Source organism: Agromyces sp. NPDC058104 (assembly GCF_042884835.1).
Lineage (GTDB): Bacteria > Actinomycetota > Actinomycetes > Actinomycetales > Microbacteriaceae > Agromyces.
In genome coordinates this window covers 878,047-904,351 of the sequence record NZ_JBHVTD010000001.1, presented here as the reverse complement: position 1 = coordinate 904,351, position 26,305 = coordinate 878,047, and the positions used below count along the sequence as shown (strand labels likewise).

Below are 26,305 nucleotides of genomic sequence, written 5' to 3'. Positions count from 1 at the left end.
GCGGGGCTCAGATGGTCGACCGGTCGTCGCGTCGTCGCGCCGCCTCGACGTCCTCCTCGGGTTCGAAGGTCGTCGGCGCCCCCGCGCCGACGCCCACGCCACCCGGGACGTTCGGGATCGTGCCCCCTGAGCCGAGCCCGTCGGGCTTCTTCGTGCCGGCGTGCGGGTCCGCGGCATCGCCGTGACGGGCGTCGGCCTCACCGTCGGCGTCCTCGGTCGCCGGAAGGTCGTCCGGGCGGTCGGCGTTCTCGTCATCGCCCGGGTTGCTGAAGCCGCTCGAGATGTCGGTCATGGCGCTTCCCTCCGTCGGTGTCGTCGCCACGATCGCACGACGAACGGCCCGCGGGGAGGCGGTTGACACCGCCGTGAGGAGAGGTTCGTGCCGGTGAGAACGCACCACTTCTCTGCCTCACCACCGATCGCCGGGATCGAACCCCTCTGCGGGCGCGTTCACGGCTCCCCGGTGAGTTCCTTCGCGAACCAGTGCTCGGCGTACGGGCTGTCGTTGAACGGCGCGATCTCGACGTAGCCGAGCTTCGCGTAGAGCGCGCGGGCTTCGACGAGGTCGCCGCGGGTGTCGAGTCGGGCGCGCGTGCGCCCGGCTCGCCGCGCTTCGGCTTCGACGGCGCCGACGAGGGCTGCGGCGAGGCCCGAGCCGCGGCCCTCCGGTGCGACGAACACCCGGGTCAGCTCGGCCGTCTCGGCATCGGGGTAGCGAGCTCCGGCGCAGCCGAGCGCCCGCCCGTCGTCGTACGCGAGGAGGAACACGCCCAGGTCGTCGCGCAGGTCGTCGTCGGGATCCTCCGCGAGCTGCTGCTCGACCTCGGCCTCGGTCGCCGGCCGGCCGTAGTACCGCGTGATGATGTCGTCGTAGTAGCGACGGAGGACGGCGACGGCGTCGGCGCTCGCCGGGTCGACGCGGAGGATCTCGGGCACCGCACCACCCTACTTCGGCGCCCGGCGCCCGGCGCCCGGCGTGACGCCGCGGGCCTCGGGGCTGCGTCACCGCCGACACGGCCCCGAGGCATCCCTCGCTACCCGGTCGTGAGCGCGTACTCGCCGTCGGCGCAGCCGGTGACGAGCCAGCCGCCCTCGACCTGCTCGAACTCGACCCGGCTGAGGCCGCCCTGCTCCGAGAACCGAGGCTCGGCCTCGCCCGGGATCCACACCCGGAGACCGCAGGTCGGCTCGTCGACGACGCCCGTGAACGCCAGCTCGGCGCGGTCGTCGCCCGCGACCCCGGCCTCGAGGCTCGTGAGCATGCCAGGCGCCTCCTGCGGGTACGCCCGCGACAGGATGTCGAGCAGGTGGTCCTTGCGCGGCGCCTCCTCGCCCGTCGCGCAGTACTCCGAGAGGAGTCCGTTGCCGAGCTCCTGGATGCCGTTCTGCGGGTCGCCGCACGCCTGCTTCCAGACCCAGTACGCACTGCCGAGCATGCGCGCGTCCTCCTCGGCGGCGTAGCGCGAGAGGTGCGCCGCGGTCGACGCGTCGTCGCCCCAGTAGCCGTACTCGCCCGACCACATCGGCATGCCGAGCTCGTCGGCCACGCGCTGGCCGAGCTCGAACTGCCGCTCGGTGCCGACGATCGTCGGCAGGCCGAGCGAGGCATCCATCGTGATCGACTCGGCGTAGAGGTGCGGTGAGAAGACGACGTTCGCGTCGTCGGTGAAGCCGGGGCGCGGGCCGCTGTCGAAGCCGAGGCCCGACCACAGGATGCTCGGCTCGACGAACACGATCTGCGGTGCGCCGGCCTCGCGGATCGCCTCGATCGCGTCGGCCGAGAACTCGCCGAGCTTCAGCGACGTCGTCACGGGCGCGGTCTCGCCGAAGCCCGGCTCGTTGAGCAGGTCGAATCCTGCGACGGCCCGCTCGTCGGCGAACTCGCCCGCGAGCTCGCCCCAGGTGCGCACGAGCGCCTGCCGGATTCCGTCGGTGTCGAACCAGAAGTGCTCGAACGCGCGGTCGCCGGCGGGGGAGATGTCGCGGCCCGTGAACGAGCAGCGCGGAGCGCCGTCCCAGTGGGTCGCCCACTCGGGGGCGCCGTCGTAGCCCCACATCGGGTCGGTGCCGGGCCGGCACACGGTGCCCTCGGCGGTCGGCAGGTTCGACCAGCCGTCCTGGTGCATGTCGAGCACGGTGCGGATGCCGTGCTCCTCGCCCCACGCGACGGCCTGCTTCACGGTCGCGAGGTACTCGGGATCGAGCGACCCCCGCGTCGGCTCGAGCGCCGACCACGAGAGCCCGAGGCGCACCACGTTGAAGCCGTACGTCGCCATGTCGGCGAAGTCCTGCTCGGTGAGCTCGCGGGTGACGGGCAGGTCGGGGCTCGCCTGGTAGAAGTCGACGAGCTGGTTCACGTTGACGCCGCGCAGCAGCACCTGGTGGCCCTCGCCGTCGGCGATGACGCCATTCTCGACGCGCAGGAACCCGGCGGGCACGGATGCCTCGCCGCGCCCGGCGGCGACGGCGGCGCCCGAGGCCGGGGCGAGGAGCGAGGCGGTGAGCGCGGCCACCGCGACGACGGCCACGGCGGCGCCCGCGGCGACCGCGACGGTCGCGGGTGTGGCATCCGATGCGGTGCGCTTCGCGAGCACCCGGTCGGCGACGAGCGCGACCGCGCCGGCGAGCCAGCCGGTGCAGGCGCCGAAGGCGAGGCCGTCGGCGACGTGCACGTACGTCGCCATCAGCGGCCACAGGTCGCCGCGGAACCCGTCGTCGACGACGAGGCCGATGATGCCCTGCACGAGACCGAACAGCCCGCCCGCGACGAGCGCGCCGAGCCAGGCGCCGAGGAGGCCCGGCACACGCGGACGCGTCCAGCGGAGCCCGAGCCACGCGGCGCCGATGAGGAGGGCGATCGCCACGACCATGCCCACGATCCCGGGCAGTCCGCTGCCGGGGTGCGGCGTCGGGATGCCGGGGGCGGAGGTGGCGCCCGTCCACCACGAGCCCGCGAGCAGCGGCGCGGCCGCGCCGAACGCGACGGCCGCCGGCCAGATCGAGCGCCCGTCGGCCGGGGCGGCGCGGAAGGCCGTCACGAGACCGCGCCGCCGAGCGACGATCCGCTCGGCCACCCGCACGACGCCCGCCACGATCAGGGCCGACGGCACGGCCTTCGCGGTGATGTACCCGGCCGCCCACGCCGACAGTGCGAGGTCGCCCGTCATCGCGAGGCACGCGGCCGCCTGCGCCAGCAGGGCGGCGAGCACGACCCCGGCCGTGAGCGTCCAGAAGCGGTCGCCCGCGCGGGCGGCGCTCCACCACACCACGGCGAGCATGACGGGCACGAAGACCACGTAGCGGGCGATCGGCCACCAGAGCTCGGCCTGCGGCAGGCCGCCGGGCCAGCCGACGAGCGCGAGCAGCCCCGTCGGGTCGATGAGCGCCTGGAGCAACAGGAGGACGGCGGTCGCGGAGACGGCGACGATCGGACGGCGAACCTGGCGCATTGCACTCCATCGTGACTTCGGGGGTCGAGTCAGACCAGCATCCGTACCGGGTACGGCTCGGTCAAGAGAACAGTGGGACAAGTGACCCAGTTGTGATCTTCGGTGCTGCGGTCGATCGAATTGGAACAGCATTCCAAAATCTCTTGACATGATCGGCGCGCCGTATGAGTATGGAGAGCAGGTCGCCGGAGGGCTTCGAACGCGCAGATGCGTTCGCACGGCTCGCGGCGACCGTCGAGGATCGTGGATTTCGGCGGGCCCGCCGCTGCGCGCCGCCCTTCCCGAGGGCGAGCTCGTCGCAACGCAGGCACGCCGCGCCGTCCGCCCGACCGTCGGCGCGCCCGCCGGTCGGTCGTGCGCTGGGTGCTGCCCGGAACCGGAGGCGACGCCCCGTCGCCGCCGGTGCCGCCGATTCCCCACCGTCCTCCGACGCGATCGAGTACACCCAGCGAGTTGGAGAGGACCGTGAGATGGCAGTCGAGCAGCAGGAGAAGATCGAGTTCACCGGGGTCGAGTGGGACACGTCGGGCCCGGCGGGGTGCCGCCTGCGAGCGGTGCCGGCGCACGACGGCACGGTCTGGAACGCGGTCGAGTACGACGCCGGCGCCAGTCGCACCGCCTGGTGCTCGCGGTCGCACTACGGGGTGGTGCTCGAGGGCGAGCTGACCTTCGAGTTCGAGGACGGCGGCGAGATCTCGGCGAGCGCGTGGGAGGGCTACCTCATTCCGGGCAACCGGCCGCATCGGGGTCGCAACCGCGGCACCGAGCGGGCCCGGGCGATGATGATCGACCTTCCCGACGCGGCGTCCTGACGCACGGATGCCCCCGCGCGGGCGGTGCTCGTCGGCATCGCCCGCGGTCGGGTCGGGGCTCGCTCCCGGCGGGCTGCGAAGCGGCCCTTGCGAAATTCGCAGAAAATGAAATAGCATTCCAAAATCACAACAACGGAGGTGTGGTCGAGTGACCGAGGCAAGGGATTCACGCGGCGCCGGGCTGCTGCTCGAGGTGCTCGATTCGTCGTACGGCGACGTCGAGGTCGAGTCGGCGGCGGCAGCGCCCGCCGAGGTCGCGGTGCGTGACGCCCGGGCCGCGAGCGGCAGCCTCAACGGCGGCGCCCCCGCCGACGGCGTGCTCGTGCAGTACGCCGACATCACCGCCGAGGTCATGGACGCGAACCCCTCGTGGCGGGTCATCGGCCGATACGGCGTCGGCGTCGACACGATCGACCTCGCCGCGGCCTCCGCCCGCTCCATCCCCGTGGTGAACGTGCCCGACTACTGCGAGGAGGAGGTCGCGACCCACGCCGCCGCGCTCATCCTCGACGCGAACCGCCGCATCACCGCCGCCGACGCGCTCGTGCGCCGCGGCGAATGGGCCGACTGGGCGCAGCTGCGACCGATCGCCCCGCTCTCGACGGCGACGCTCTCGCTCATCGGCGTCGGCCGCATCGGGCGCGAGGTGATCCGGCTCATGCGCCCGTTCGTCAAGCGCGTCATCGCCTACGACCCCTTCGCCGGCGACCTCGAGGGCGTCGAGCTCGTCGACCTCGAGACCGCGCTCGCCGAGGGCGACGTCGTGAGCCTGCACTGCCCGCTGACCGCCGAGACCCACCACCTCATCGACACCGCGGCGATCGCACGCATGAAGCCGAGCGCCACGCTCGTGAACGTCTCGCGCGGCGGGCTCGTCGACGGCGCCGCGCTCGCCGCAGCCCTGCACGAGGGCCGCATCGCGATGGCCGCGCTCGACGTGCTCGAGACCGAGCCGCCCGCCGCCGCCGACCCCCTGCTCGCGGCGCCCAACGTCGTGATCACCAACCACCTCGCGTGGTACTCCGAAGCCTCCGAGCAGCGCCTCCGCGCGCGGCTCGCCGAGCGCTGCGCCGCGGTCCTGCGCGGCCAGGACATCCCGTCGCTCGTGAACCGGGCCGCCCTCGCCGACGCTCCGGCGCGGCGGGGGCAGGCCGGCACCGAGTCATCCACCCCCGTCACCACCCTGGAGCACCCGTGAACCTCGCAGCCCACTTCTCGCCGGCCGAACTGCTCGACCTCGCGCTCGAGCCGACCGGCGCCCCCGCCCGGGTGCTCGCGGGCGACCCGCGCACCGGCGAGCACGTGCTCGCCGCGCGCGACGGCCTCGAGATCGGCGTGTGGGAGGTGACGCCGGGCGAGTTCGCCTCGGCGAAGCCCGAGGCCGGCGAGGTCATGCAGTTCCTCGCGGGCGAGGGCACGATCACCCACGCCGACGGCGCGGTCACCCGCATCGCACCCGGCACCGTCGTCGTGCTCGAGCCCGGCTGGACGGGCACCTGGCGCGTCACGGCGACCGTGCTCAAGGTCTACACGATCTTCGACGCCCCCGAAACCCGGCGGAACACCGCCGAAATCTGACCGAAATCAGATTTCGGTACGGTGTTCCAAAATCAACGAACGAGAGGAGATGACATGACCGCGACGGATGCCTCGACCCCCACGACCCCCTTGGCGATCAACGCCGATCCTGTCATCAAACGGCGCATCGGCGCAGTCGCGGCCCGCGTGGCCCTGCTCGCGCCCGTCGTGGCGATCTACCTGATCTTCTTCGTGTGGCCGGTCGTCAGCGTGCTGCTGCGCTCGCTCAGCCCCGAGGGCAAGTTCGACGCGGCGGCGCCCGTGCTCGACTTCACGAACTACCAGCAGCTGTTCGTCGACGACTTCCTGCTGCGCATCGAATGGCGCACCGTGCTGCTCGCGATCAACTCGACGCTGCTCACCGTGCTGCTCGGGTTCCCGACGGCCTACTTCATCTCGCGGCTGTCGAAGCGCACCGCGGGCCTGCTGCTGCTCCTGATCCTCGTGCCGTTCTGGGTGTCGATCGTCGTGCGCCTCTTCGCGGTCACGTCGATCCTCAGCCCCAACGGCATCGTCAACCAGCTGAGCCTCGCGCTCGGGCTCGGCGAGACCTCGCTGCTGTACACGCAGGCGGGCACGCTCGTCGGCACGGTCATGTACCTGCTGCCCTACATGATCCTCGTGCTCTACGCGGGCATGACCTCGGTCGACGACAACCTCGTGCTCGCGGCCCGCACCCTCGGGGCGTCGTCGGTGCGCACCTTCTTCACCGTCTACCTGCCGATGGTGCGCGGATCGATCGTGAGCGGGGCGCTCCTCGTCTTCATCCTCGGCCTCAGCTTCTTCCTCGTGCCGGCCATCCTCGGCGGCCCGCAGGAGCAGACGATCTCGGTCTACATCCAGCAGCAGATCGACGTGTACCAGTGGGGCATCGCCAGTGCCATGGGCATCCTCCTGCTCGTGGCGACGATCATCTGCTACGTCGGGGTGGTGAAGGTCGCGGGCAGCTTCCAGCCGGGCGGCATCGGCTCCTCGCAGGCGAAGGGCGTCAGCACCTCGCTGCCCTTCCGCTGGTCGCCGTGGATGGCGGTCTCGGCCGTCGTGACGTTCATCACCGTGATGTTCCTCGTGATCCCCGTGCTCTTCGTCTTCCCGCTCGCGGTCGGCGAGACCGGCACCGTCGTCTTCCCGCCGCGCGGCTTCACGCTGCGCTGGTTCGCCGAGGTGTTCACGAGCCAGACCTGGCTCGGGCCGATCATGCAGAGCATCATCGTCGCCGTCGGCACCGCGGTGCTCTCGGTCGGCATGGCGCTCATCCTCGCCCGGGTCACGAGCCGCATGACCTCGACGACGGGCAAGGCCCTCATCGGCGGACTCGCGTTCGCGCCCATCGTGACGCCCGCGATCCTGCTCGCGATCGGCATGTTCGACGTGCAGCTGAAGCTCGGCCTCACCGGCTCGGTGATCGGCCTGATCCTCGCCCACACGATCATCGCGGCGCCGCTCAGCTACGCGCTCATCGTCGCCGCCATGAGTGCGGCCGACCGCGGCATCGAGTCGGCCGCCTGGACCCTCGGCGCCTCCCGCACCCGCGCCTTCTGGACCATCGTGGTGCGCGGCATCATGCCGAGCGTCATCGGCGCCTTCGCGATCGCCTTCGTCACCTCGTGGGACGAGGTCGTGCTCGCGCTGTTCATCCAGACCGGCCCGACCAAGACGCTGCCGGTCACGATCTACAAGTACCTCGAGAGCGGCATCGTGCCCACGGTGCCCGCCGTCGCCTCGCTCCTCGTGCTCGTCGTCGTCGTCATCGTCGTCGTGCGCAGCGTCACGAGCCGTACGACCAACCGCCGGGGACCGGCCGAGCCCTCGGCCCGATAGGAGAGCCATGACCATCTCGACCGCACGCCGTACGAACGGCGCGAACCCGACCACCGCCGGCGACCGCCGCGGGGAGGTCGTGGTCACCGACATCGGCCTCGACTACAACGGGGTGCCGGCGCTCGCCGACACCGAGCTGCACGTGCACGCGGGGGAGTTCTTCACCTTGCTGGGCCCGAGCGGCTCGGGCAAGACGACGCTCCTGCGCATCATCGCGGGCCTGCTCGAGCCCGCGCGCGGCACGCTGCACATCGACGGCAAGGACGTGACGCGCACGCCGACGCAGAAGCGCGACATCGGCTTCGTGTTCCAGAACTACGCGCTGTTCCCGCACCTCACCGTCGCCGAGAACATCGAGTACGGGCTCAAGGTGCGCAAGCTCCCCGCGGCCAAGCGCGCCGCGCGCGTCGCCGAGATGGTCGAGCTCGTCGCGCTCGGCGGCTTCGCCGACCGCTACCCGTCGCAGCTCAGCGGCGGCCAGCAGCAGCGCGTCGCCCTCGGCCGCGCGCTCGCCCAGGGCCCGCGCGTGCTGCTGCTCGACGAGCCGCTCGGCGCGCTCGACCGGGGCCTGCGCGAAGAGCTCGGCGCCGAGGTGCGGCGCATCCAGCAGGAGTCGAACACGACCGCCGTCTACGTCACGCACGACCAGGAGGAGGCGTTCATCCTCTCCGACCGCATGGGCGTCATGCGCGACGGCCGCATCTGCCAGCTCGGCACGCCCGAGCAGCTCTACCGCGACCCGAAGGACCTCTTCGTCGCGAAGTTCCTCGGCAAGACGAACCTGTTCCCGGGCCGCATCACGCAGCTCGACGGTGCGACCGCCGCGGTGCGCGTCGGCGACCACGAGCTGCACGCCCGGGCCAACCCGGCGATCACCGGCGACGACGTCGTCGTGTCGGTGCGACCCGAGCAGCTGATCCTCGGCGGCGCCGAGGTGCCCGCCGGCCTGCAGCGGCTGAGCGACGCGGTCGTCACCGAGGTGCGCTTCCTCGGGCAGCGCCGCAGTATCCGGCTGGATGCCTCGGGCATCAGCTGCACGGCCGACCTCGACCCCGCGGCATCCGTGCCCGCCGTCGGCGACCGCGTCTCGCTGCTCGTGCGTGCCCGCGAGGTCGCGCTCGTCGCGGCCGAACCCGCCGCCTCGGCCTGAGCCGAGGCATCCGCCCCCCTCTTTCGACCTCGCGGACCCTGCACCGCCGGAGCGAAACCCCACAACCGAACACGACCCACGGCCCGAACACCCCCAGCAGTCACGAGAAATCTAGGAGCAGCACATGAACACCATCCGTCGTCACCGCCTCCTGCTCGCAGGAGCCGCGACGATCGCCTCGGCGGTCGCCCTCACCTCGTGTTCCTCGTCGGACGGCGCCGCCTCGTCGGAGGACGGCGCGATCAGCGGCGACATCCTCTTCTACGACACGAGCGGCGGCAACGTGTGGGAGGGCCTCGACGCGACGCTGTTCGGCGACTTCACCGAGGACACGGGCGTCACGGTGACCGACGACTACAACGAGGCCGCGACGAAGTTCTTCGCCGCCTCCGAGGCGGGCCAGGTGCCGTGGAGCCTCGTCTTCCTGCCGACCGTGAACGACGCGACGCAGGCCGCCGAGGACGGCTACCTCGAGAAGATCGACACCTCGATCGTGCCCGTCGACAAGCTCGTCGAGGGCACGTACGACGAGTACGGCATCGAGGTCGGCACCTTCGGCATGGTGCTGACGTGGGACGACGAGGCCTACCCCGACGAGAAGCCCTCCGAGATGGCCGACCTGTGGGACCTCGAGACCTTCCCCGGCAAGCGCTGCTTCTTCAACAACCCGCAGTACGGCTGGACCCTCGAGGCCGCTCTGCTCGCCGACGGCGTCGCCCCCGACGAGCTCTACCCGCTCGACGTCGACCGCGCGCTCGCGAAGCTCGACGAGATCAAGGGCGACATCACCTGGTGGACGAGCGGTGCGCAGTCGATCGAGTCGTTCGAGAACGGTTCGTGCGACATCGGCATCCTCTGGGCGAACCGCGCGTTCGTCGCGAGCTCCGAGAACGGGTTCCCGGCCTCGATCTCGTGGAACGAGGCCGGCTACTCGAACTCGGTCTGGGCGATCCCGGCCGACGCGCCGAACGCGGCCGCCGCGCAGGAGCTGCTCGCCCACGTGATCGAGAACACCGAGGGACAGATCGCCTTCGCGAGCAAGGTGCCCACCCCGATCCCCGCGCAGGTCGTCGGCCTCGAGCCCTCCGCCTTCCCCGAGGAGGTGCAGCAGTTCCTGCCGATCGGCGACAACGTGACGAACTCGATCAAGCAGGACGTCGGCTACTACTCCGAGAACATCGACGCCGTGCTCGACCAGTTCAACCGCTGGCTGGGCCAGTGACCGAGCGCTGAACGGCCCGCCGCCGGGGCCACGCGAGCACCGGCGGCGGGCCGGCCGGCCCACCGGCCACCCGCACCACCCCAGCACGACCCGCACCACCCCAGAACCACCCGCACCACCCCAGAACCACCCGCACCACCCCAGAACCACCCGCACCACCCGGAACCACCGCACCACCCCGAACCACGCACCACGTGAAGGAGCCGAACTGATGCGCATCGTCTGCATCGACACCGAAGCCCAGTACCGCGAGATCGTCGAGCGCGACGTCGTCGCGCCCCTCGCCGCCGCGGGCCACGAGTTCGCCTGGATCGAGGGCGGCCGGTTCGACCGCCCCGAGGAGGCGATCGCCGCCGCCCAGGGATTCGACGCGCTCTACATCATCGGCGACCAGGGCCCGCTGCCCGCCGGCCTCCTCGAGCAGGCGCCGAGCCTGCAGCTCGTGAGCTTCGTCGGCACCGGCGCCCGTCGCTTCGTCGACATGGCCGAGGCCGAGCGCGCCGGGGTGACCGTGACGAACGTGCCCGACTTCGCGAGCCAGAGCGTCGCCGAGCACACCGTCGCCCTCATGTTCGCCGTCGCGCGCCGCGTGGTCGAGGGCGATGGCATCGTGCGCTCGGGCGCCTGGGCGAAGCACCAGGGCGTGAAGCTCGCGGGCGAGCGCATCGGCGTGATCGGCGCCGGTGCGATCGGTGCCCGCGTCATCGGGCTCGCGAAGGGGCTCGGCATGGAGCCCGTCTACTGGAGCCGCACCGTCGACCCCGAACGCAGCGCCGCCCTCGGCGCCGAGCAGGTGAGCCTCGAGGAGCTCGTCGAGACCAGCCGCGTCGTCTCGGTGCACCTCACGCACTCGCCCGAGACCGACCGCCTCGTGAGCCGCGAGATGCTCGGCCGCCTGCGCTCCGACGCGATCTTCGTCAACACCGCCCGCGCCGAGGTCGTCGACAACGAGGCGCTCGACGAGCTGCTCGCGGCGGGCCGCATCTTCGGCGCCGGCATCGACGTCTTCACCGAGGAGCCGCCGAACACCGCCGGGCTCCCGTCGGTGGCGAGCAACGCCGTGCTCACGCCGCACATCGGCTTCCACACCAACGAGGCCGACGACGTGTTCCGCCTCGCCGGCGACAACATCCTCGCCTTCGCCGCGGGCCGACCGACCAACGTCATCCACTGAGAACGAAAGCAGCACACCAGATGCAGATCCGACACGCCTCACACCCCGACGACGTCGCGGGCCTCTCGAAGACCGCCCTCCGCGAACGGTTCGTCGCCGACTCGCTGTTCGTGCCCGGCGAGCAGGTGCTCGTCTACACCCACGAGGACCGCATGGTCATCGGCGGCGTCGTGCCGCTCGCCGGCTCGCCGATCGAGCTCGAAGCCCCGGCAGAACTCCGCACCGAGCGCTTCTGCGAGCGCCGTGAGCTCGCCGTCGTGCAGATCGGCCGCACCGGCACGGTCACGGTCGACGGCGTGCAGTACACGCTCGAGCACCGCGACGTGCTCTACATCGGCAGCGGCACGCGCAGCGTGTCGTTCGCGGCGACGGGCGACGAGGAGGCGGCGTTCTACCTCGCCTCGGCGCTCTCGTTCGGCGGACACCCGACCCGGCTCGTACGCCTGCAGGACGCGAACACGACGCAGACGGGCGACGCCGCGACGGCGAACCGCCGCACGGTCTACAAGCACATCCACGCCGACGGCGTGCGCAGCGACCAGCTCGTGCTCGGCATCACCGCCCTCGAGCCCGGCAGCGTGTGGAACAGCATGCCGCCGCACACCCACGACCGCCGCACCGAGGTCTACCTGTACTTCGGCCTCCCCGAGGGGCACCGCATCCAGCACGTGATGGGCGAGCCCGACGACACCCGCACCCTCGTGCTCGCCGACCGCGACGCGGTGATCTCGCCGAGCTGGTCGGTGCACTTCGGCTCGGGCACGACGAACTACGCGTTCGTCTGGGTCATGGCCGGCGAGAACCAGGCCTTCACCGATATGGATCAGATCGCCGTGACGGCCCTCGCCTGAGGCGGGCGGCCACTAGCGTAGGGGGGCGACCCCCTGCGTCACCCCTCGACTCCACCGAAATCTCATCGAAAGGGAAGCCCGATGGTCGACACGTCGGCGAACCGGCCTGACGCCGGAGGCACGACCGGCACGCAGAGCGTGGACCGTGCACTGCAGGTGCTGCTCCAGATCGCCGAGAGCCCGCCGCCAGGGCTCACGCTCGCGGCGTGCAGCTCGATCCTCGGGTACTCGAAGCCGACGACGCTGCGCATCCTGCGCACGCTCGAGGCGCGGCAGTTCCTGCGCTTCGACGAGGAGCTCGGCGTCTACACGCTCGGCGTCGCCACGGTGCAGCTCGGCTCGGAGTACCTGCACCGGCTCGACCTGCGCCGTGCGGCACTGCCCGCGATGCGCGCGCTCGTCGACGAGACGCAGGAGACCGCGCACCTCGGCGTGCTGAGCGGCACCGACGTCGTCTACATCGAGCTCGTCGACAGCCCGCATCCGGTGCGGGTGTTCAGCCGGGTGGGCGCGGCGGTGCCCGCGTACGCGACGGCGATCGGCAAGGCGATCCTCGCGTGGACGCCCGCCGAGGCGCGCACCGAGCACATCTCGCACCCGCTCGCGGCACGCACGCCGTTCACGCTGCGCACCGACGAGGCGCTCGCCGACGACTTCATCGCGACGCGCGAGCGCGGCTTCGCGATCGACAACCAGGAGAACCGCGAGGGGATCCGCGGCTTCGCCGCCCCGGTGTTCGACTTCCAGGGCAAGGTGATCGCCGCGGTCAGCATCGCCGGCCCGTCGACCCGCGTCATGCCCGAGGCGGCCGGCGAGCTCGGCGCACGCATCGTCGCCACGGCGGCCGAGATCTCGGCGTCGATGGGGGCGCCGCGGAGCGCGGCGTGAGCGCGGGTTCGGGCGTCGCGAGCGACCCGGCGGGCGACCCGGTGGGCGCGGTCGGCACCGTGGATGTCCCGGTGCGACGCCTCGCGGTCGTGACCGGCGCGAGCCGCGGCATCGGCCGCGCCATCGCGTTGCGGCTCGCGCGCGACGGCGCCGACATCGTGGGCGTCGGCTCGTCGATCGAGGGCCTCGCGGATGCCGCGGCCGACGTGCACGCGCTCGGCGGGCGCTTCGATCCGCTCGCCGCCGACCTCGCCGACCCCGACGCCGCACTCGCGCTCGCCGCCGAGATCGGCCGGCGCCATGGCACCCCCGACGTGCTCGTGCAGGCGGCCGGCATCAACCGCCGGGCCGCCGCGGCCGAGCACGCGACGAGCGACTGGGACGACGTCATCGGCGTCAACCTGCGTTCGCCGTTCATCCTCGCGCGCGAGCTTGGGCGGGGCATGGTCGAGCGCGGCGACGGCAAGGTCGTGTTCGTCGCGTCGCTGCTGAGCTTCCAGGGCGGGCTCACGGTGCCCGGCTACGCCGCGAGCAAGGGCGGCATCGCCCAGCTCACGAAGGCGCTCGCGAACGAGTGGGCCGCGCACGGCGTGAACGTCAACGCCGTCGCACCGGGCTACGTGGCGACCGACATGAACGAGGCCCTCCAGGCCGATCCGGTGCGCTTCCGGCAGATCTCCGAGCGCATCCCGGCCGGCCGCTGGGCGAGCCCCGACGACATCGCGGGGGCGGTCGCGTTCCTCGCCTCGGAGGACGCCGCCTACGTGCACGGCGTCGTGCTGCCCGTCGACGGCGGGTGGCTCGGGCGCTGAGCGACGGGCCACCCGGCGATCACGACGTTCGCCGGCTCGCCCTTGACCCCCGCCGCGAAACCCCGCTAGTGTTCCAAGGCTGCGCCGACCGCGCGGCATCCCCGGAATCTGGAATGGAGGCGGCCATGAGCGTGTATCTGCAGCGCACGAACAAGCCGACCTTCGTCGAGCCCATGAACGAGCCCGCCCAGCGCGGGTTCATCCGTGAACTCGACCAGCTTCTCGACCAGGCACCCTGACGCCCGCGACCATTCGCGAATCCGTCACCCCGTGCCGCTCGAGGCCCGGGGTGTTTCTCTGTCTGCGCGCGACGAGACCCTCGGGTCCGAGGACTCGCTCCGTCGCACTCCGCATCCGCGGGGCGCGACCGCAACCAGACAGGAAAGGAACATGGAGAAGATCTCCGATCGGCTCGTCTCGTGGGCGAGCCTGCTCGACGAGCAGACGATCGAGCAGGCCCGCGTCTCGTCGACGATGCCGTTCATCTACCCGCACCTCGCGCTCATGCCCGACGCGCACCTCGGCCTCGGGGCCACGGTGGGCTCGGTCATCCCGACGCTCGGTGCGATCATCCCCGCGGCCGTCGGCGTCGACATCGGCTGCGGCATGATCGCGGTGCAGACGCAGTTCGCGGCATCCGAGCTGCCTGCCGATCGGCGGGAGGTGCGGGAGCAGATCGAGCGCGCCATCCCGCTCTCTGCCGGAAAGTACAACCGCAAGGTCGTCGCGACCGCCGAGCCGCGCGTCGCCGAGCTCGAGGCCCTCGCCGAGGCGAAGGGCTTCGACCCGGCGCGGTACGCGGGCAACTGGCGCGAGCAGCTCGGCACGCTCGGCAGTGGCAACCACTTCATCGAGGTGTCGCTCGACGAGGACGACCGGGTCTGGCTGTTCCTGCACTCGGGCAGCCGGGGCGTCGGCAACAAGATCGCCCAGCACCACATCAAGGTCGCGCAGCGGCTCGCGAAGCAGTGGTGGATCGAGCTGCCGAACCCCGACCTGGCCTACCTCGTCGAGGGCACGCCCGAGTTCACGCGGTACATCGCCGAGCTCAGGTGGGCGCAGCACTTCGCGCTGCTCAACCGCGAGGAGATGATGGACCGGGTCATCCGGCAGGTCTCCGAGTGGGTGGGCCGCCCGGTGGAGGAGCGGCAGCGCATCAACTGCCACCACAACTTCACCGAGAGCGAGGAGCACTTCGGCAAGCGGGTGTGGGTGTCGCGCAAGGGCGCGATCCAGGCCGACGCCGGTCGGCCCGGGCTCATCCCGGGGTCGATGGGCACCGCGTCGTACGTGGTCGAGGGGCTCGGCGACACGATGTCGCTGAACTCGTCGCCGCACGGCGCCGGCCGGGAGTACTCGCGGTCGAAGGCCCGCAAGACCTTCACGCACGAGCAGCTGCGTGAGGCGATGGCCGGCATCGAGTTCCGCGACACCGACGCGTTCATCGACGAGATCCCGCAGGCCTACAAGCCGATCGACCGGGTGATGGCCGACGCCGCCCCGCTCGTGACGGTGCGGCACACGCTGCGCCAGATCGTGAACGTGAAGGGCGATTGAGGGGATGCCTCGGGCTGCGGCCCGCGCACAGGGGGAACTTGCGCGGGCCGTGGCCGTGATCTTGGCGCCGACGCCGGTCGTGGACTCAGCGACCCGGTGGTCGGTCCCAAGAGCCGCGCCGCTTCTCTGCTTCACCACCGCTTCGCCGACGTGAACCACTCAGCGGTCATCCCGCCGCGGCGGGTGCCAGGCCATCGCCGCGGCCGCGGTCGGGGACTCTCGTCGGTGAGCGTGTGGAAATGTGGAATTGTGGTCGCGACCGGTGTAGTCAAGTGGAAATGTGGTCGCCTCGTCGAGAGCGACTCCCCACGATGAGACCCGACGACGAAGCCCGACGGAGGGGCGCATGACCTTCACCCTGACGCTCGACGTCGACGCCGAGCCCACGCGGGTCTTCGAGTTCATCGCCGACTTCGCCACCACGCCGCAGTGGTACTCGGCGGTGCAACGGGTGGAACGCGTGCACGGCACCGGTGGCGCCGGCACGACGTACACGGTCCTTCGGCGGCTCCCTTCGGGCCCCGCGGCCAACACCGTGGTCGTCGACAGTCGCACCGAGGGCGAAGAGATCACCTTCGCCTCGGTCGACGGCCCCACCCCGTTCTCGTACCGCTATCGGGTCCGGCCCGCACCGGGCGGCTCCCGTCTCGAGCTCGAGGGCACGATCAGTGCGGCCGGACTGCCTGGGCCCGCGCGTCTGCTCGGGCCCCTCGCCGAGCCGCTCTTCGAGCGCGGCATGCGCAGCAACCTGAAGACGCTCAAGGGCATCCTCGAGCAATAGGCGCCGCTCCGCGACGTCAGTACTCGCGCGGTACCGGTACGAGCTTCGGCGTCTTGCGGACGACGCGCACGAGGTAGGCGGCGTTCTCATAGGCGATCTGCGCGGCGGCGGCGCCGCCGACGGCGAAGCCGATCCAGGCGAACCACGCCGGCGTCGGCCGGGCGCGCCCGACGGTCTCGAAGGGGCCGATCTGCTGCACCAGCGCGTCGACGAGCATCCAGCCGCAGAGGAACACGACGCCGAGGCAGATGAGCATGACGATCGTGCTCGCGATCACGACGGCGGGCCGGGTGCTCTCGGGGCGGAGTCGCCTGCGCAGCTTGCGGGCGCGGTCGCGACGGGTGCTCATGCGTGGAGTCTAGGCGAGCTGAGATCGAGGGCCGCGGCCGAGGCATCCCACAGGCACCGGTGTCGGTCTCACGCCCGATGTCGATCTCGCCCTGCCCCGTTCGACGCATGAGTAGAAGCACCTCTGCACCACCGCTTCACGACGCATCCGAAACGGAAACCGAACGGCAAGGAGCAAGATCATGGCAACACCTCGGGCCCTCCGCCCCCTGCGGAACCCCGCCTACCGCTGGCTCGCCGCCGCGCTCGTCGCGTCGATGGTCGGCGCGGGCATCTGGATGGTCGCCCTCGTCTGGCAGATCGTCGCGATCGGTGGAGGAGCGGCTGAGCTGTCGCTCGTCGCCGGCGCGTCGGCCATCGGGATGCTCCTCACCACCCTGCTGGGCGGCGCACTCGCCGATCGCATCCCGCAGCGGCGCATCCTCATCACGGTCGAGGTCGTGCGCGCCGCGAGCGTCGGGGCGGTCGCCCTGCTCGCGCTCGCCGGATCGCTCGACGTCTGGCACCTCGCCGTCGTCGCCTTCGTCGGCGGCGTGATGGCCGGCCTCTACTACCCGGCGTACTCGGCGCTGCTGCCGAGCGTCGTGCCCGAAGACGAGCTGCTCGCCGCCAACGGCTTCGAGGGCATGGCCCGCCCGGTGCTCATGCAGGCCGGCGGGCCCGCGCTCGCGAGCGCGCTCATCGCGATCACGTCGCCCGGCGCGGCGCTCGCGGTGGCCGCCCTCACCGGCGTGGTCGCGGCGGTGTGCCTGCGACGCGTGCCCGAGCTGCCCCTGCGCCGCGAGCCGGCGGGCGGGACGGGGCATCCGGCCGTGGCCCTGCTCGTCGACGTGCGCGACGGATTCGCCTACATGGTGCGCACGCCGTGGCTGCTCGGCACCCTGTCGTTCGCGTCGCTGCTGATCCTCATCATCATGGGACCGTTCGAGGTGCTGGTTCCGTTCGTCATCAAGGATGTCGCGGGCGCCGGCCCCGAGGGGCATGCGCTCGTGCTGGCGGCGTTCGGCATCGGCGGTGCGGTCGGCTCGATGGTCGTGGCATCCCTGAAGCTGCCGCGTCGCTACCTCACCGTCATGAACCTGCTGTGGGGCCTCGGCTGCCTGCCGTTGCTGGTGTTCGGCCTGACCGACCAGGTGTGGGTGATGGCGTTCGCCGCGTTCGCCGTCGGCGCCGCGTTCAACGGCGGCGTCGTGATCTGGGGAACGCTGCTGCAGCGCCGAGTTCCGCCGGAGATGCTCGGCCGGGTCTCGAGCCTCGACTTCTTCGTCTCGCTCGCGTTCATGCCCGTGTCGATGGCGTTCGCCGGCCCCGCGGGCGAACTCGTCGGACTGCCCGTCGTCTTCCTCATCGCCGGCATCGCCCCGCTCGTGATCGGCGTCGTCGCGATCGTCGCGGCCCGCATGCGTCGCGACGAGCTCGCCCACCCGCTGGATGTCGCGGAGTCGCCCGAGTCCGACACGATCGGTGCCTCGCCGGTCTCGCCGGAGCGGGAGCCGGAGCCGGCGCCGGAGCCGGCCCTCGCCTGAGCGATACCGACCCGGACCGGGACAGGACCCGGGGCTCGCCGCGTGGCGGGCTCCGGGCCTCGCACTTAAGATGGAGCATGGCCTGGATCCGGGTCGGGCGCAGGCGCGACGCGCACGAACTCGAAGTCCGCGACGCCGACCTGGCGAAGCGGGCTGGATCGGCCCTGTTCGCCTGCGACGAGCGCATCCGCGTCGCCGTCGACGAGCTCGCCTTCGCCGAGGCCGAGCTCGGCCCCGACTCGACCGATGGCTTGAGCCGGGCGATCGCCACGGGTCGAGAATTGCTGGGCGAGGCGTTCCGGGTGAACCGGCAGAACCGCGACGCGGTGCGCGGCACCCCCGACGAGGTGCGGGCTCGCGACGCGCGCATCGTCGCCCTGTGCACGTCGGCCGTGAACGCGCTCGACGAGGAGTCGGCCATGCTCACCCACCGGCTCGCGCTCGCGCGGCGGGCCCCCGAGGTCATCGCCGGTATCCGAACGGATGCCACGCGCCTCCGCGCTCGGATCCCGCAGGCGCGCGACATCGTCGAACAGCTCGCCGCCCGCTACTCGAGCGAGGCGCTCGCCGACGTGGCGAACGATCCCGCCGAGGCGGAACGGCTGCTCGACTTCGCCGAGCACAGCGCGCGCGTGGCCGAGCGGCGGCGCGCGGCGGGGCAGCGGGAGCAGGCGCACCTCGCGCTCGAGGCGGCCACCGAGGCGGTGCACCGGGCGGCGACACTGCTCGACGCGGTGGAGACCTTTGAGGTCGAGGCGCTGCATGCGGAGTCCAGGCTGGCGGCGCTCGTCGAGCAGTCGCGCCGCGAGCTCTCCGCCGCGCTCGAGGCCCCGCCATCGCGCGGCGTCGCCGACGCGATCGCCGGGATGCGGGCCGCGCTCGACGCGCTTCCGTCGGCCGGCGTCAACACCGACCCGATCGCCCATCTCACGCGGCTGCGGGCGGCGAAGGAGGCGCTGGATGCCGCGATCGAGGCGGTGCGCGAGCGGGCGACGCAGCCGATCCCGCCGCCCGAGCACGTGCGCCACGCCATCTACGATGCCGACCAGCAGCTCGACCTGGTGCGCGACACTGTCGGCGGGCACCCCGGATGGGTCGGCCCCGAGGCGCTCGCGCAGCTGGCCAGGTCGGAGCGGGTGCGCACCGACCTCGGCCACTACCTCGGCGGTTCGAGCGCGCCGATCACGCTGACCGACGAGCACCGCCGAGCGCACGTGATCGCGATGGCGCAGCACGTCGCATCGCTCGCGAGCGAGGCGCTGCACCTCGCGCGGCGCGACATCCGAGCGGCCCGACTGCAGGAGGCCGGGCCGCGCGGCGGCGTGCCCGAGCCGTGATCGCGGCACCCCTTTCGGCCGCCACGTGCAAGTGCTACCCATGAACATGCCCACCGACGTGAACGCCGCACCCGCCGACGCCGCCCGCCGCGTCGTCGACGCCGCCTCGTACCTGACGATCGCCACCGCAGATGCTGCGGGCACACCGTGGGCGACGCCCGTCTGGTTCGCCGAGCACGAGCTGCGCGAGTACTACTGGGTCTCGCGCCCCGAGACCCGCCATTCGCAGAACCTCGCCGCCCGCCCCGAGGTCGCGCTCGCCGTCTTCGACTCGACCGTCGCGGTCGGCAGCGCGATCGCCGTCTACGTCGAGGGCACTGCGGGCGAGGTGCCGTCGGCCGAGCTCGAGGCGGCGATCGCCGTGTACGACGCGAAGTCGACCGGGCGCGGCCTGCGCCGCTGGTCGGCGTCCGACGTGACCGGCGAGGCGCCGTTCCGGCTCTTCCGCGCGACCGCGACGCAGGTGTACGTGCTCGACGAGCACGAGCGGCGGGTGCCGGTGCTGTAGTCGGGCGTCTGGTGACGCGAGGAGTTCGGGGCCCGCAGGAGCGAGTGTTCCTCGCCGAGACGTGTGGTCATGTGGTCATGTGGTCGGCCGAGGTGTGGTCATGTGGTCATGTGGTCGCACCGTCCAGAGCGGCACCCTCCCGCGGCACCCAGCGCGAGGCATCCATCTCAGTGAGATCTGACGCCCCAGAACGGGGGCGCCGTGCAGCTCTCGCACCGCTCGGCCCGTGCCGGTGATCGTCGCGCCGCTAGGCTGCGACGCGTGTGCTCCGCGCCGGGCGGGCACGTCATCTCGAGGAAGGCCCCGATGGAAACCGCACCGATGCTCGCGTGGACCCTGCGCAACGAGATCCCGATCCCCGCCGACATCACGCCGCTGCTCGTCGAGGGCGAGCAGGCGGTCGCCTCGTTCCAGACCTTCCGCGACTCGGCGACGTTCACGACGAAGCGCCTCATCGTGCGCGACGCGCAGGGCATCACGGGCAAGAAGGTCGAGGTCTACTCGCTGCCGTACAGCTCGATCAACATGTGGTCGACCGAGAACGCGGGCGGCCTGCTCGACCGCGACGCCGAGGTCGAACTCTGGACCCGCGCCGGCCACATCAAGGTCAAGCTCACCAAGGGCGCCGACATCCGCCGCATCGACAGCCTGCTGGCGTGGGCGGTGCTGCAGCACTGATCCGGCGGGTCGCAACTCGAGGTCGCGCGAAGCGCTTCGGATCGCTCACGCGCACCGCGCCCCGAGAGGATTCTGAGTAGCAAGGAGCGGAGCTGTTCGGTCACCACCAATAGTCTGGGCTCGTGGAATCGGCTCAGACGATAATGTCGTGCATCTGGTGCGGGCAGCGGACTGACGACGCGGCCGATGGGGCGTCGTTTCTCTTCCTCGCGAAACGTGGTGGTGCGTTCACCAGTCGAGTCGAGTCATGGCTGGACGACTCGCCGCACGCCGAAGGAAACCAGTTCTTCTGTCACGTCGCATGCTTTCGCAACTCCGTGCCGGAGGATCGGCAGTATGTCCTCGAGCTCGCCCTCGACCTGCCGTAGCGGCCCCTCGTTCACGATGGGCGACGAAGTCGCGGCCCCCTTCCAGCCCGCGCCCCTAGGATCGATCGCATGGCTGGATTCTGGGGCAAGCGCAAGCGCGAAAATCTGGAACTGCAGGCCCAGGACGCCGATCTGGCGAAGCGGGCCGGCGCTGCGCTGGTCGCGGCCGACGAGCGCGTACGCGTCACGTCCGACGAGCTCGCCTTCGCTGAGGCCGAGCTCGGGCACGACGCCACGGTCGAGCTGAGCGAGGGACTCGCCGCGGTGCGCGAGCACCTGGGCGAGGCGTTCCGGCTGAACCAGCTCAACTACGACGAGATCCCCGATACCGCCGACGAGCTGCGCACCCGCAACGCGCGCATCGTGCAGCTCTGCGACTGGGCAGAAGACGTGCTCGACGAGCGCACGGCCGCGCTCGCCGACAAGATCGCGCGGGCGCGTCGCGCGCCCGAGATCATCGCGGGCGTCCGAGCGGATGTCACGCGCCTCCGCGCACTCGTGCCGCACGCGCGCGAGACCATCGAGCGCCTCGCCGCCCGCTACTCGCGCGAGGCGCTCGCCCAGGTCGACGTCAACCCGAGGGAGGCCGAGCAACTGCTCGGATTCGCCGAGCACGGCGCCGCCGTGGCAGAGCGCCGCCGCGAGGCCGGCCAGCGCGAGCAGGCCAACCTCGCCCTCGAGGCGGCGACCGAGTCGACGCGACGCGCATCCACGCTGCTCGACGCGGTCGAGACCTTCGAGATCGAGGCGCTGCGCGCCGAGTCGACGCTGGCCGCGATCGTCGAGGACTCCCGCGGCGACCTCGTCGTCGCGCAGCGCGAACCGCAGACGCCCGCGGTCACGGCCGCGATGGCCGAGCTGCAGGGTGCGCTCGCCGCGCTGCCGGCCGCCGGGGTCAACACCGACCCGTTCGCGCAACTCACCCGTCTGCGCGACGCGAACGCCGGGCTCGACGCCGCGATCGCCGCCGCACGCGAGCGCGCTGCGCGCCCCATTCCGCCGCTCGAGCACGTGCACCACGCCATCGATGACGCCGACCGCCAGCTCGCGGTCGCCCGCGACGTCATCGCCGGCCATCGCGGCTGGATCGGCGCCGACGCCCGCACCCGCCTCGCCGAGGCCGAGCGCGTGCGCATCGACCTCGACCACTTCCTGGGCGCGCCCGCCGCGACCGTCTCGGTCATCGGCGAGGACCACCGCGAACAGGCGATGGCGATGGCCCGTCGGGTCGCCCACCTCGCCGCCGAGGCGCTGCAGCTCGCGAAGCGCGACATCGACTCCTCGCGCCCGCAGGGCCCCGGCGGCGGGTGGGGCGACCCCGGCTGGGGCGGCGGCCGCCGCGGCGGCAGTTCCGATGTGATGGGCGGCATCCTCGGCGGCCTCGTCATCGGCAGCGTGCTCGACGGGATCTTCGACTGACGCTCACTCCGTCGGTCGAGTAGCGAAGCGTATCGAGACCACACGTCGGGCGGACGAAGAGCCTTAGGGCACCAACACCGCCATCACCGACGTCCAGGCCGCCATCGCGCCGAGCGGCAGCGCCGCGAAGATCGCGAGCAGCCCGGCGATCGCCCAACCACGCCGCCGTGTGCGCGCGGCATCGACTTCACGCCGCAGCCGACCGAACGCCGCGACATCGGCATCTTCCAGCACCGGCATCTCGTGCCAGGTCGCGGGCTTCGCCGCGGCATCCGCGATCTGTTCGACCGCTTCGGTCGGCACGACGGCTGGCAGCGACTCCAACCACTTGATGAACCCGCGCTCGCGCAGCACGACGACGGTGGCGGGCCGTTCGCGCACCGTGAGGCGCCGAGCTCCCACGATCACGATGACCGGCGTGACGTCGATGAGCCCGTGTGCCGCGGCCGAGAGCAGTCGCGACGCGCGCTTGGCCTCGTAGCTCGCGTTGCGGAGGTGGTCGGTGGGCTGCCCGCTGACGAGCAGACGCTTCGCGCCGAGCCAGATCTCTTGGCCCTCGTGGTGCTTCGTGTTGATCGTGAAGACTCCGGGCGGGCCGATGACGACGTGATCGATATCGCTCGAGCCGCGGCCGACCGGCACGGAGTGGAACACTCGCCAGGCGGACCCGAGCGAATCGAGCCGGCGGGCGACCTCGAGTTCGCCGAGCGCTCCGACGTACCAGGGTTCCGCGTCGGTGCTCAGCGGTGTGCGCCCGAACAAGCGGGCGATGGGCGAGCGAGGCGTCGCTATCGCCTGCGTGCGCAGGCATTCGGCGATCACGGATGCCGCAGGCTGACGGTCGGCGAGCGTGAACGTATCGGGCTGGGTCGAGGTCACGGCGGGTTCGTCCTCTCCTGCCGCCGCGGCGCTGCGGTCGGCCCATCGGCGATGGCTTGACCTCCGACCATAGGGGTCGGGGGCGTCGCGGCGTGAGCCCCCATTCGCGTGTGAAACGCTGAGCGAGGTTGGCGCGATCTCGCGCCATTTCGACCGTCGAGCATGGCTGCGATGTCGGGAGCCGGCGGCAGAATACTCGAGTGACTCGCCGCGGACTGCTCCTCTTCATCGCGCTCGGAATCGCGTGGGGCATCCCATATCTCTTCATCAAGGTCGCCGTGTCGGAGCTCGAGCCCGGCATGGTGGTGCTCGCGCGCTCGGGGCTCGCGGCGATCCTGCTGCTGCCGCTCGCGATCTTCCGGCACGAGGTCGGCCCGGTGCTGCGCCGCTGGAAGCCGATGCTCGCCTACACCCTCGTCGAGATCGTGCTGCCGTGGTACTTCCTGAGCTCGGCCGAGCAGACGCTGCCGAGCTCGACCGCCGGGCTGCTGCTCGCGGCGGTGCCGCTCGCGGGTGTCGCCATCGCGTTCCTCATGGGCCGGCCCGAGCGCCTCTCGGGCACGAACTGGATCGGCATCGCGCTCGGCATGCTCGGCGTCGCCGCGCTCGTCGGCTTGGATGTCGCGGGCTCCGACCTCTTCGCCGTCGCCCAGATGGCCGTGGTCGTCGTCGGCTACGCGCTCGGCCCGGCCATCCTCGCCCGCTGGATGCCCGACCTGCCCGGAATCGGCATCGTCGCCGTCTCGCTCGCGGGCGCCGCGATCGCCTACCTGCCGTTCGTGCTGCTGGCCGAGGGCCTTCCCACAGCCTGGCCGTCTCCGCCCGTCATCGTCTCAGTGATCGTGCTCGCGGTGGTCTGCAGCGCGCTCGCGTTCCTGCTCATGGTGAGCCTCATCGCCGAGATCGGCCCGGTCAAGGCGACCACGATCACGTACGTGAACCCGGCCGTCGCGATCATCGCCGGCGTCGTCGTGCTGGGCGAGCGGGTGACCGTGTGGACGATCGTCGGCTTCGTGCTCGTGCTGGCCGGGTCGTACCTGGTGACGAAGAAGCACCCCACCCAGGGTGATCGAGAAGCGACGCAGGAGCGAATCGAGACCACCGCGCCGTCACGCGAGTAGCTCGCTTGACCGTGCCGCGCCCCGCTAGTCGCCGTCGGCGGCGTCGCCGAGATCGCCGGCTTCGGCGGCCGACGGCTCCCACTCGATGATTGAGGCGGTCGTGCTGCCGAGGGAGTCTCCGGCGCGCAGGCTCGCGGCCTCGAGCGCCCGGTGAATGGCGAGGTCGGTCTCAGACCCCGGGTCGACGTTCGTATCGAATGACATGGTGACCTCCTGCGGCCCACCGTAGTCGACGGCCGGCCTCGAGTCACCAGGTGAGAACGAGAGAGGGTAGGGCGGATGCTCCGCCCTACCCTCGTGTCGGTGGAAACAGATCATCCTCGAGTCAGATCGCTCGAGGAGTTCCGTTTCTCTTGATCAACGCCACCACCAGTGCCCCATTGCGCCACCTCCTCGCGTCGTCGTCGTTCACGAATCTTGGGCGACGTGTCGCCCGCTGCCCATCATCCAAATGCATGCACCGCGCCCGTCGCTAGACCCAACCGAGAAACGCGATCGCAGGTTCTGCGGCATCGGAGGCCTTAAGGACTGCCGGTAGTGGCGGATCTTCAAGTGCGGGCGACTCTTGACGCCGGCGCCTGTCCGCGGCATCCTCGGCCCGGAGACAAGCAGGGGAGTGCTCATGCAGATGCTCGAACCGGGTGACGACGGCTACGACGACGCGCGGCGCGTGTGGAACGCGATGATCGACCGCAGACCCCGGTACATCGCCGCCTGTTCGAGCGCCGAGGACGTCGCCGAGGCGATCCGCTTCGCGCGCGCGAACGACCTCGAGATCGGCGTGCGCTGTGGCGGGCACAGCATCGTCGGCCACGCCGTGCCCGACGGCGGGCTGATGATCGACCTGCGACAGATGGGTTCGGTCGAGGTGGATGCCTCGGCTCACCGCGCTCGCGTGCAGGGCGGTGCGCTGCTCGGCGCACTCGACCGTGCGGCCCAGGCCCACGGCCTCGCGACGACGGCCGGCAACGTGTCGCACACCGGCATCGGCGGGCTCGCGCTCGGCGGCGGCATGGGCTGGCTCGCCCGGCAGCACGGACTCACGTGCGACAACGTCGTCTCGTTCGAGCTCGTGGTCGCCGACGGCGAGATTCTGCGCGTCGACCGCGACCATCACCCCGACCTGTTCTGGGCGCTGCGCGGTGGCGGCGGCAACTTCGGCGTCGTGACCGAGTTCGAGCTGGTGCTGCACCCCGAACCCGGAGACGTGCTCTCGGTCGAGTACCTCTACCCCGTGGCATCCGGCGCCGCGGCCATGCGTCGCTGGCGCGACGAAAGCGCCGATGCCGATCGTCGCGCGACCTACAACGCGACGATCTCAGACGGAACGCTGTCGCTCGGCTTCGTCTGGGTCGGCGACCCGGTCGACGGCGAGGCCGCGGCGGCCGCGCTCGCGACGAGTCTCGCCGAGGTCGACGCCGGCTTCGAGCGGGTGATCGTGCCGATGACGTACCTCGAGCTGCAGACCCGCGAAGACGACGTCGAGGCGCACGAGTGGCGCCGCTACTGGAAGGGGCACTACTTCAGCGAACTGAGCGACGACGTCCTCGACGCGGTGCTCGCGCGGGATGGCGACGACCTGCCGAACGTGAGCCTGCAGGCCTATGGCGGCGCGATCGCCGATGTGGCGCCTGGCGAGACTGCCTTCTCGCGGCGCGACACGGCATTCGAGTTCGTCTGTGCGTCGAAGTGGATTGACCCTGCCGACGATGAGGCGCGGGTCGTGGGGGCGCGCCGGTACGCCGCTGCGATGGAGCCCTTCGCGAGTGGCGCGTACGTCAACGCGCTCAGTGACGAAGGCTCAGCGGGCGTGCGACGTGCGTACGCACCCGAGCCCCTCGCGCGGCTGAGCGCCGCGAAGGATGAATACGACCCGACGAACGCCTTCCACCTGAACCAGAACATCGAGCCGTCGGCCTCAGCGGGTTGAGGAGGAGCGAAGCGACGCAAGAACGGCCGGTGTCTGCGAACGGTGGTGCGCTGCAGAGCGAAGCTCTTCCTCAAGGTTGAGGCTCGCCATCGTCCC

Annotated in this window: 26 protein-coding genes; 20 read left to right on the top strand and 6 right to left on the bottom strand. The window is 71.5% G+C overall.

What is annotated here, in order from left to right; translation table 11 throughout:
- Positions 1-7: 7 nt before the first annotated feature.
- The 3 genes from ACFVTH_RS04330 to ACFVTH_RS04320 form a co-directional block, all read right to left on the bottom strand.
- On the bottom strand, positions 8-292 hold the full coding sequence (locus ACFVTH_RS04330; RefSeq protein WP_387087070.1) for a hypothetical protein: 285 nt from the start codon (positions 290-292) through the stop codon (positions 8-10).
- Positions 293-450: 158 nt separating this feature from the next.
- The gene (locus ACFVTH_RS04325; RefSeq protein ID WP_387087068.1) at positions 451-936 is read right to left on the bottom strand and encodes a GNAT family N-acetyltransferase; all 486 of its coding nucleotides are present in this window, start codon (positions 934-936) and stop codon (positions 451-453) included.
- Positions 937-1,034: 98 nt separating this feature from the next.
- Positions 1,035-3,449, bottom strand: coding sequence for a glycoside hydrolase family 5 protein (locus ACFVTH_RS04320; RefSeq protein ID WP_387087066.1), 2,415 nt, complete (start codon positions 3,447-3,449; stop codon positions 1,035-1,037).
- Between the two features lie 470 nt (positions 3,450-3,919).
- Between ACFVTH_RS04320 and ACFVTH_RS04315 the strand changes: the two genes are divergently transcribed.
- From ACFVTH_RS04315 to ACFVTH_RS04260, 12 genes are all read left to right on the top strand, one after another.
- Complete coding sequence (locus tag ACFVTH_RS04315) at positions 3,920-4,261, top strand: cupin domain-containing protein (protein ID WP_387087064.1); 342 nt, start codon at positions 3,920-3,922, stop codon at positions 4,259-4,261.
- A 148-nt stretch (positions 4,262-4,409) separates the two neighbouring features.
- Positions 4,410-5,459, top strand: coding sequence for a C-terminal binding protein (locus tag ACFVTH_RS04310; RefSeq protein WP_387087062.1), 1,050 nt, complete (start codon positions 4,410-4,412; stop codon positions 5,457-5,459).
- On the top strand, positions 5,456-5,839 hold the full coding sequence (locus ACFVTH_RS04305) for a cupin domain-containing protein (RefSeq protein WP_387087060.1): 384 nt from the start codon (positions 5,456-5,458) through the stop codon (positions 5,837-5,839). The genes ACFVTH_RS04310 and ACFVTH_RS04305 overlap by 4 nt, the downstream gene beginning before the upstream one ends.
- 54 nt (positions 5,840-5,893) lie before the next feature.
- Entirely contained in the window at positions 5,894-7,660 is a 1,767-nt protein-coding gene (locus ACFVTH_RS04300; RefSeq protein WP_387087058.1) for an ABC transporter permease, read from the top strand.
- Between the two features lie 7 nt (positions 7,661-7,667).
- Positions 7,668-8,810, top strand: coding sequence for an ABC transporter ATP-binding protein (locus tag ACFVTH_RS04295; RefSeq protein WP_387087056.1), 1,143 nt, complete (start codon positions 7,668-7,670; stop codon positions 8,808-8,810).
- A gap of 124 nt (positions 8,811-8,934) precedes the next feature.
- Positions 8,935-10,032, top strand: a complete 1,098-nt coding sequence (locus tag ACFVTH_RS04290; RefSeq protein WP_387087054.1) for an extracellular solute-binding protein — start codon at positions 8,935-8,937, stop codon at positions 10,030-10,032.
- Between the two features lie 211 nt (positions 10,033-10,243).
- Complete coding sequence (locus tag ACFVTH_RS04285) at positions 10,244-11,206, top strand: 2-hydroxyacid dehydrogenase (RefSeq protein WP_387087052.1); 963 nt, start codon at positions 10,244-10,246, stop codon at positions 11,204-11,206.
- A 20-nt stretch (positions 11,207-11,226) separates the two neighbouring features.
- The gene (gene kduI, locus ACFVTH_RS04280) at positions 11,227-12,057 is read left to right on the top strand and encodes a 5-dehydro-4-deoxy-D-glucuronate isomerase (protein WP_387087050.1); all 831 of its coding nucleotides are present in this window, start codon (positions 11,227-11,229) and stop codon (positions 12,055-12,057) included.
- An 81-nt stretch (positions 12,058-12,138) separates the two neighbouring features.
- Positions 12,139-12,945 carry an IclR family transcriptional regulator gene (locus ACFVTH_RS04275; RefSeq protein WP_387087048.1) on the top strand — a complete coding sequence of 269 codons (807 nt, stop codon included), beginning with the start codon at positions 12,139-12,141 and terminating at the stop codon, positions 12,943-12,945.
- A gap of 59 nt (positions 12,946-13,004) precedes the next feature.
- The gene (locus ACFVTH_RS04270; RefSeq protein WP_387088720.1) at positions 13,005-13,757 is read left to right on the top strand and encodes an SDR family oxidoreductase; all 753 of its coding nucleotides are present in this window, start codon (positions 13,005-13,007) and stop codon (positions 13,755-13,757) included.
- Positions 13,758-14,147: 390 nt separating this feature from the next.
- Complete coding sequence (locus ACFVTH_RS04265) at positions 14,148-15,314, top strand: RtcB family protein (RefSeq protein WP_387087046.1); 1,167 nt, start codon at positions 14,148-14,150, stop codon at positions 15,312-15,314.
- Positions 15,315-15,660: 346 nt separating this feature from the next.
- On the top strand, positions 15,661-16,095 hold the full coding sequence (locus ACFVTH_RS04260; protein ID WP_387087044.1) for an SRPBCC family protein: 435 nt from the start codon (positions 15,661-15,663) through the stop codon (positions 16,093-16,095).
- Between the two features lie 16 nt (positions 16,096-16,111).
- On the opposite strand, the gene ACFVTH_RS04255 is transcribed toward ACFVTH_RS04260, so the two are convergent.
- Positions 16,112-16,444 carry a hypothetical protein gene (locus ACFVTH_RS04255; RefSeq protein WP_387087042.1) on the bottom strand — a complete coding sequence of 111 codons (333 nt, stop codon included), beginning with the start codon at positions 16,442-16,444 and terminating at the stop codon, positions 16,112-16,114.
- A 145-nt stretch (positions 16,445-16,589) separates the two neighbouring features.
- On the opposite strand from ACFVTH_RS04255, the gene ACFVTH_RS04250 reads away from it, so the two are divergent.
- From ACFVTH_RS04250 to ACFVTH_RS04225, 6 genes are all read left to right on the top strand, one after another.
- Complete coding sequence (locus ACFVTH_RS04250) at positions 16,590-17,969, top strand: MFS transporter (RefSeq protein ID WP_387088716.1); 1,380 nt, start codon at positions 16,590-16,592, stop codon at positions 17,967-17,969.
- Between the two features lie 77 nt (positions 17,970-18,046).
- Positions 18,047-19,306, top strand: coding sequence for a hypothetical protein (locus ACFVTH_RS04245; protein WP_387087041.1), 1,260 nt, complete (start codon positions 18,047-18,049; stop codon positions 19,304-19,306).
- 40 nt (positions 19,307-19,346) lie between these two features.
- The gene (locus tag ACFVTH_RS04240; protein ID WP_387087039.1) at positions 19,347-19,814 is read left to right on the top strand and encodes a pyridoxamine 5'-phosphate oxidase family protein; all 468 of its coding nucleotides are present in this window, start codon (positions 19,347-19,349) and stop codon (positions 19,812-19,814) included.
- Positions 19,815-20,120: 306 nt separating this feature from the next.
- Positions 20,121-20,492 carry a PH domain-containing protein gene (locus ACFVTH_RS04235; RefSeq protein WP_387087037.1) on the top strand — a complete coding sequence of 124 codons (372 nt, stop codon included), beginning with the start codon at positions 20,121-20,123 and terminating at the stop codon, positions 20,490-20,492.
- Between the two features lie 122 nt (positions 20,493-20,614).
- Positions 20,615-20,860 (top strand): hypothetical protein, encoded by a 246-nt coding sequence (locus tag ACFVTH_RS04230; protein WP_387087035.1) that lies wholly within the window; start codon positions 20,615-20,617, stop codon positions 20,858-20,860.
- Positions 20,861-20,929: 69 nt separating this feature from the next.
- Positions 20,930-22,279 carry a hypothetical protein gene (locus tag ACFVTH_RS04225; protein ID WP_387087033.1) on the top strand — a complete coding sequence of 450 codons (1,350 nt, stop codon included), beginning with the start codon at positions 20,930-20,932 and terminating at the stop codon, positions 22,277-22,279.
- A gap of 63 nt (positions 22,280-22,342) precedes the next feature.
- On the opposite strand, the gene ACFVTH_RS04220 is transcribed toward ACFVTH_RS04225, so the two are convergent.
- Complete coding sequence (locus ACFVTH_RS04220; RefSeq protein ID WP_387087031.1) at positions 22,343-23,158, bottom strand: nuclease-related domain-containing protein; 816 nt, start codon at positions 23,156-23,158, stop codon at positions 22,343-22,345.
- Between the two features lie 200 nt (positions 23,159-23,358).
- On the opposite strand from ACFVTH_RS04220, the gene ACFVTH_RS04215 reads away from it, so the two are divergent.
- Positions 23,359-24,279, top strand: a complete 921-nt coding sequence (locus tag ACFVTH_RS04215) for a DMT family transporter (RefSeq protein WP_387087029.1) — start codon at positions 23,359-23,361, stop codon at positions 24,277-24,279.
- A gap of 24 nt (positions 24,280-24,303) precedes the next feature.
- On the opposite strand, the gene ACFVTH_RS04210 is transcribed toward ACFVTH_RS04215, so the two are convergent.
- Entirely contained in the window at positions 24,304-24,483 is a 180-nt protein-coding gene (locus ACFVTH_RS04210) for a hypothetical protein (protein WP_387087027.1), read from the bottom strand.
- Positions 24,484-24,901: 418 nt separating this feature from the next.
- Here ACFVTH_RS04210 and ACFVTH_RS04205 point away from each other — a divergent pair, with 418 nt between their 5' ends.
- Entirely contained in the window at positions 24,902-26,209 is a 1,308-nt protein-coding gene (locus ACFVTH_RS04205; RefSeq protein ID WP_387087025.1) for an FAD-binding oxidoreductase, read from the top strand.
- Positions 26,210-26,305 lie beyond the last annotated feature (96 nt).

Coding starts and splice junctions, on each gene's coding strand:
- ACFVTH_RS04330 (WP_387087070.1), bottom strand. CDS start 292: ATGACCGACATCTCGAGCGGCTTCAGCAACCCGGGCGATGACGAGAAC.
- ACFVTH_RS04320 (WP_387087066.1), bottom strand. CDS start 3,449: ATGCGCCAGGTTCGCCGTCCGATCGTCGCCGTCTCCGCGACCGCCGTC.
- ACFVTH_RS04315 (WP_387087064.1), top strand. CDS start 3,920: ATGGCAGTCGAGCAGCAGGAGAAGATCGAGTTCACCGGGGTCGAGTGG.
- ACFVTH_RS04300 (WP_387087058.1), top strand. CDS start 5,894: ATGACCGCGACGGATGCCTCGACCCCCACGACCCCCTTGGCGATCAAC.
- ACFVTH_RS04295 (WP_387087056.1), top strand. CDS start 7,668: ATGACCATCTCGACCGCACGCCGTACGAACGGCGCGAACCCGACCACC.
- ACFVTH_RS04290 (WP_387087054.1), top strand. CDS start 8,935: ATGAACACCATCCGTCGTCACCGCCTCCTGCTCGCAGGAGCCGCGACG.
- ACFVTH_RS04285 (WP_387087052.1), top strand. CDS start 10,244: ATGCGCATCGTCTGCATCGACACCGAAGCCCAGTACCGCGAGATCGTC.
- kduI (WP_387087050.1), top strand. CDS start 11,227: ATGCAGATCCGACACGCCTCACACCCCGACGACGTCGCGGGCCTCTCG.
- ACFVTH_RS04275 (WP_387087048.1), top strand. CDS start 12,139: ATGGTCGACACGTCGGCGAACCGGCCTGACGCCGGAGGCACGACCGGC.
- ACFVTH_RS04265 (WP_387087046.1), top strand. CDS start 14,148: ATGGAGAAGATCTCCGATCGGCTCGTCTCGTGGGCGAGCCTGCTCGAC.
- ACFVTH_RS04260 (WP_387087044.1), top strand. CDS start 15,661: ATGACCTTCACCCTGACGCTCGACGTCGACGCCGAGCCCACGCGGGTC.
- ACFVTH_RS04255 (WP_387087042.1), bottom strand. CDS start 16,444: ATGAGCACCCGTCGCGACCGCGCCCGCAAGCTGCGCAGGCGACTCCGC.
- ACFVTH_RS04245 (WP_387087041.1), top strand. CDS start 18,047: ATGGCCTGGATCCGGGTCGGGCGCAGGCGCGACGCGCACGAACTCGAA.
- ACFVTH_RS04240 (WP_387087039.1), top strand. CDS start 19,347: ATGAACATGCCCACCGACGTGAACGCCGCACCCGCCGACGCCGCCCGC.
- ACFVTH_RS04235 (WP_387087037.1), top strand. CDS start 20,121: ATGGAAACCGCACCGATGCTCGCGTGGACCCTGCGCAACGAGATCCCG.
- ACFVTH_RS04225 (WP_387087033.1), top strand. CDS start 20,930: ATGGCTGGATTCTGGGGCAAGCGCAAGCGCGAAAATCTGGAACTGCAG.
- ACFVTH_RS04210 (WP_387087027.1), bottom strand. CDS start 24,483: ATGTCATTCGATACGAACGTCGACCCGGGGTCTGAGACCGACCTCGCC.
- ACFVTH_RS04205 (WP_387087025.1), top strand. CDS start 24,902: ATGCAGATGCTCGAACCGGGTGACGACGGCTACGACGACGCGCGGCGC.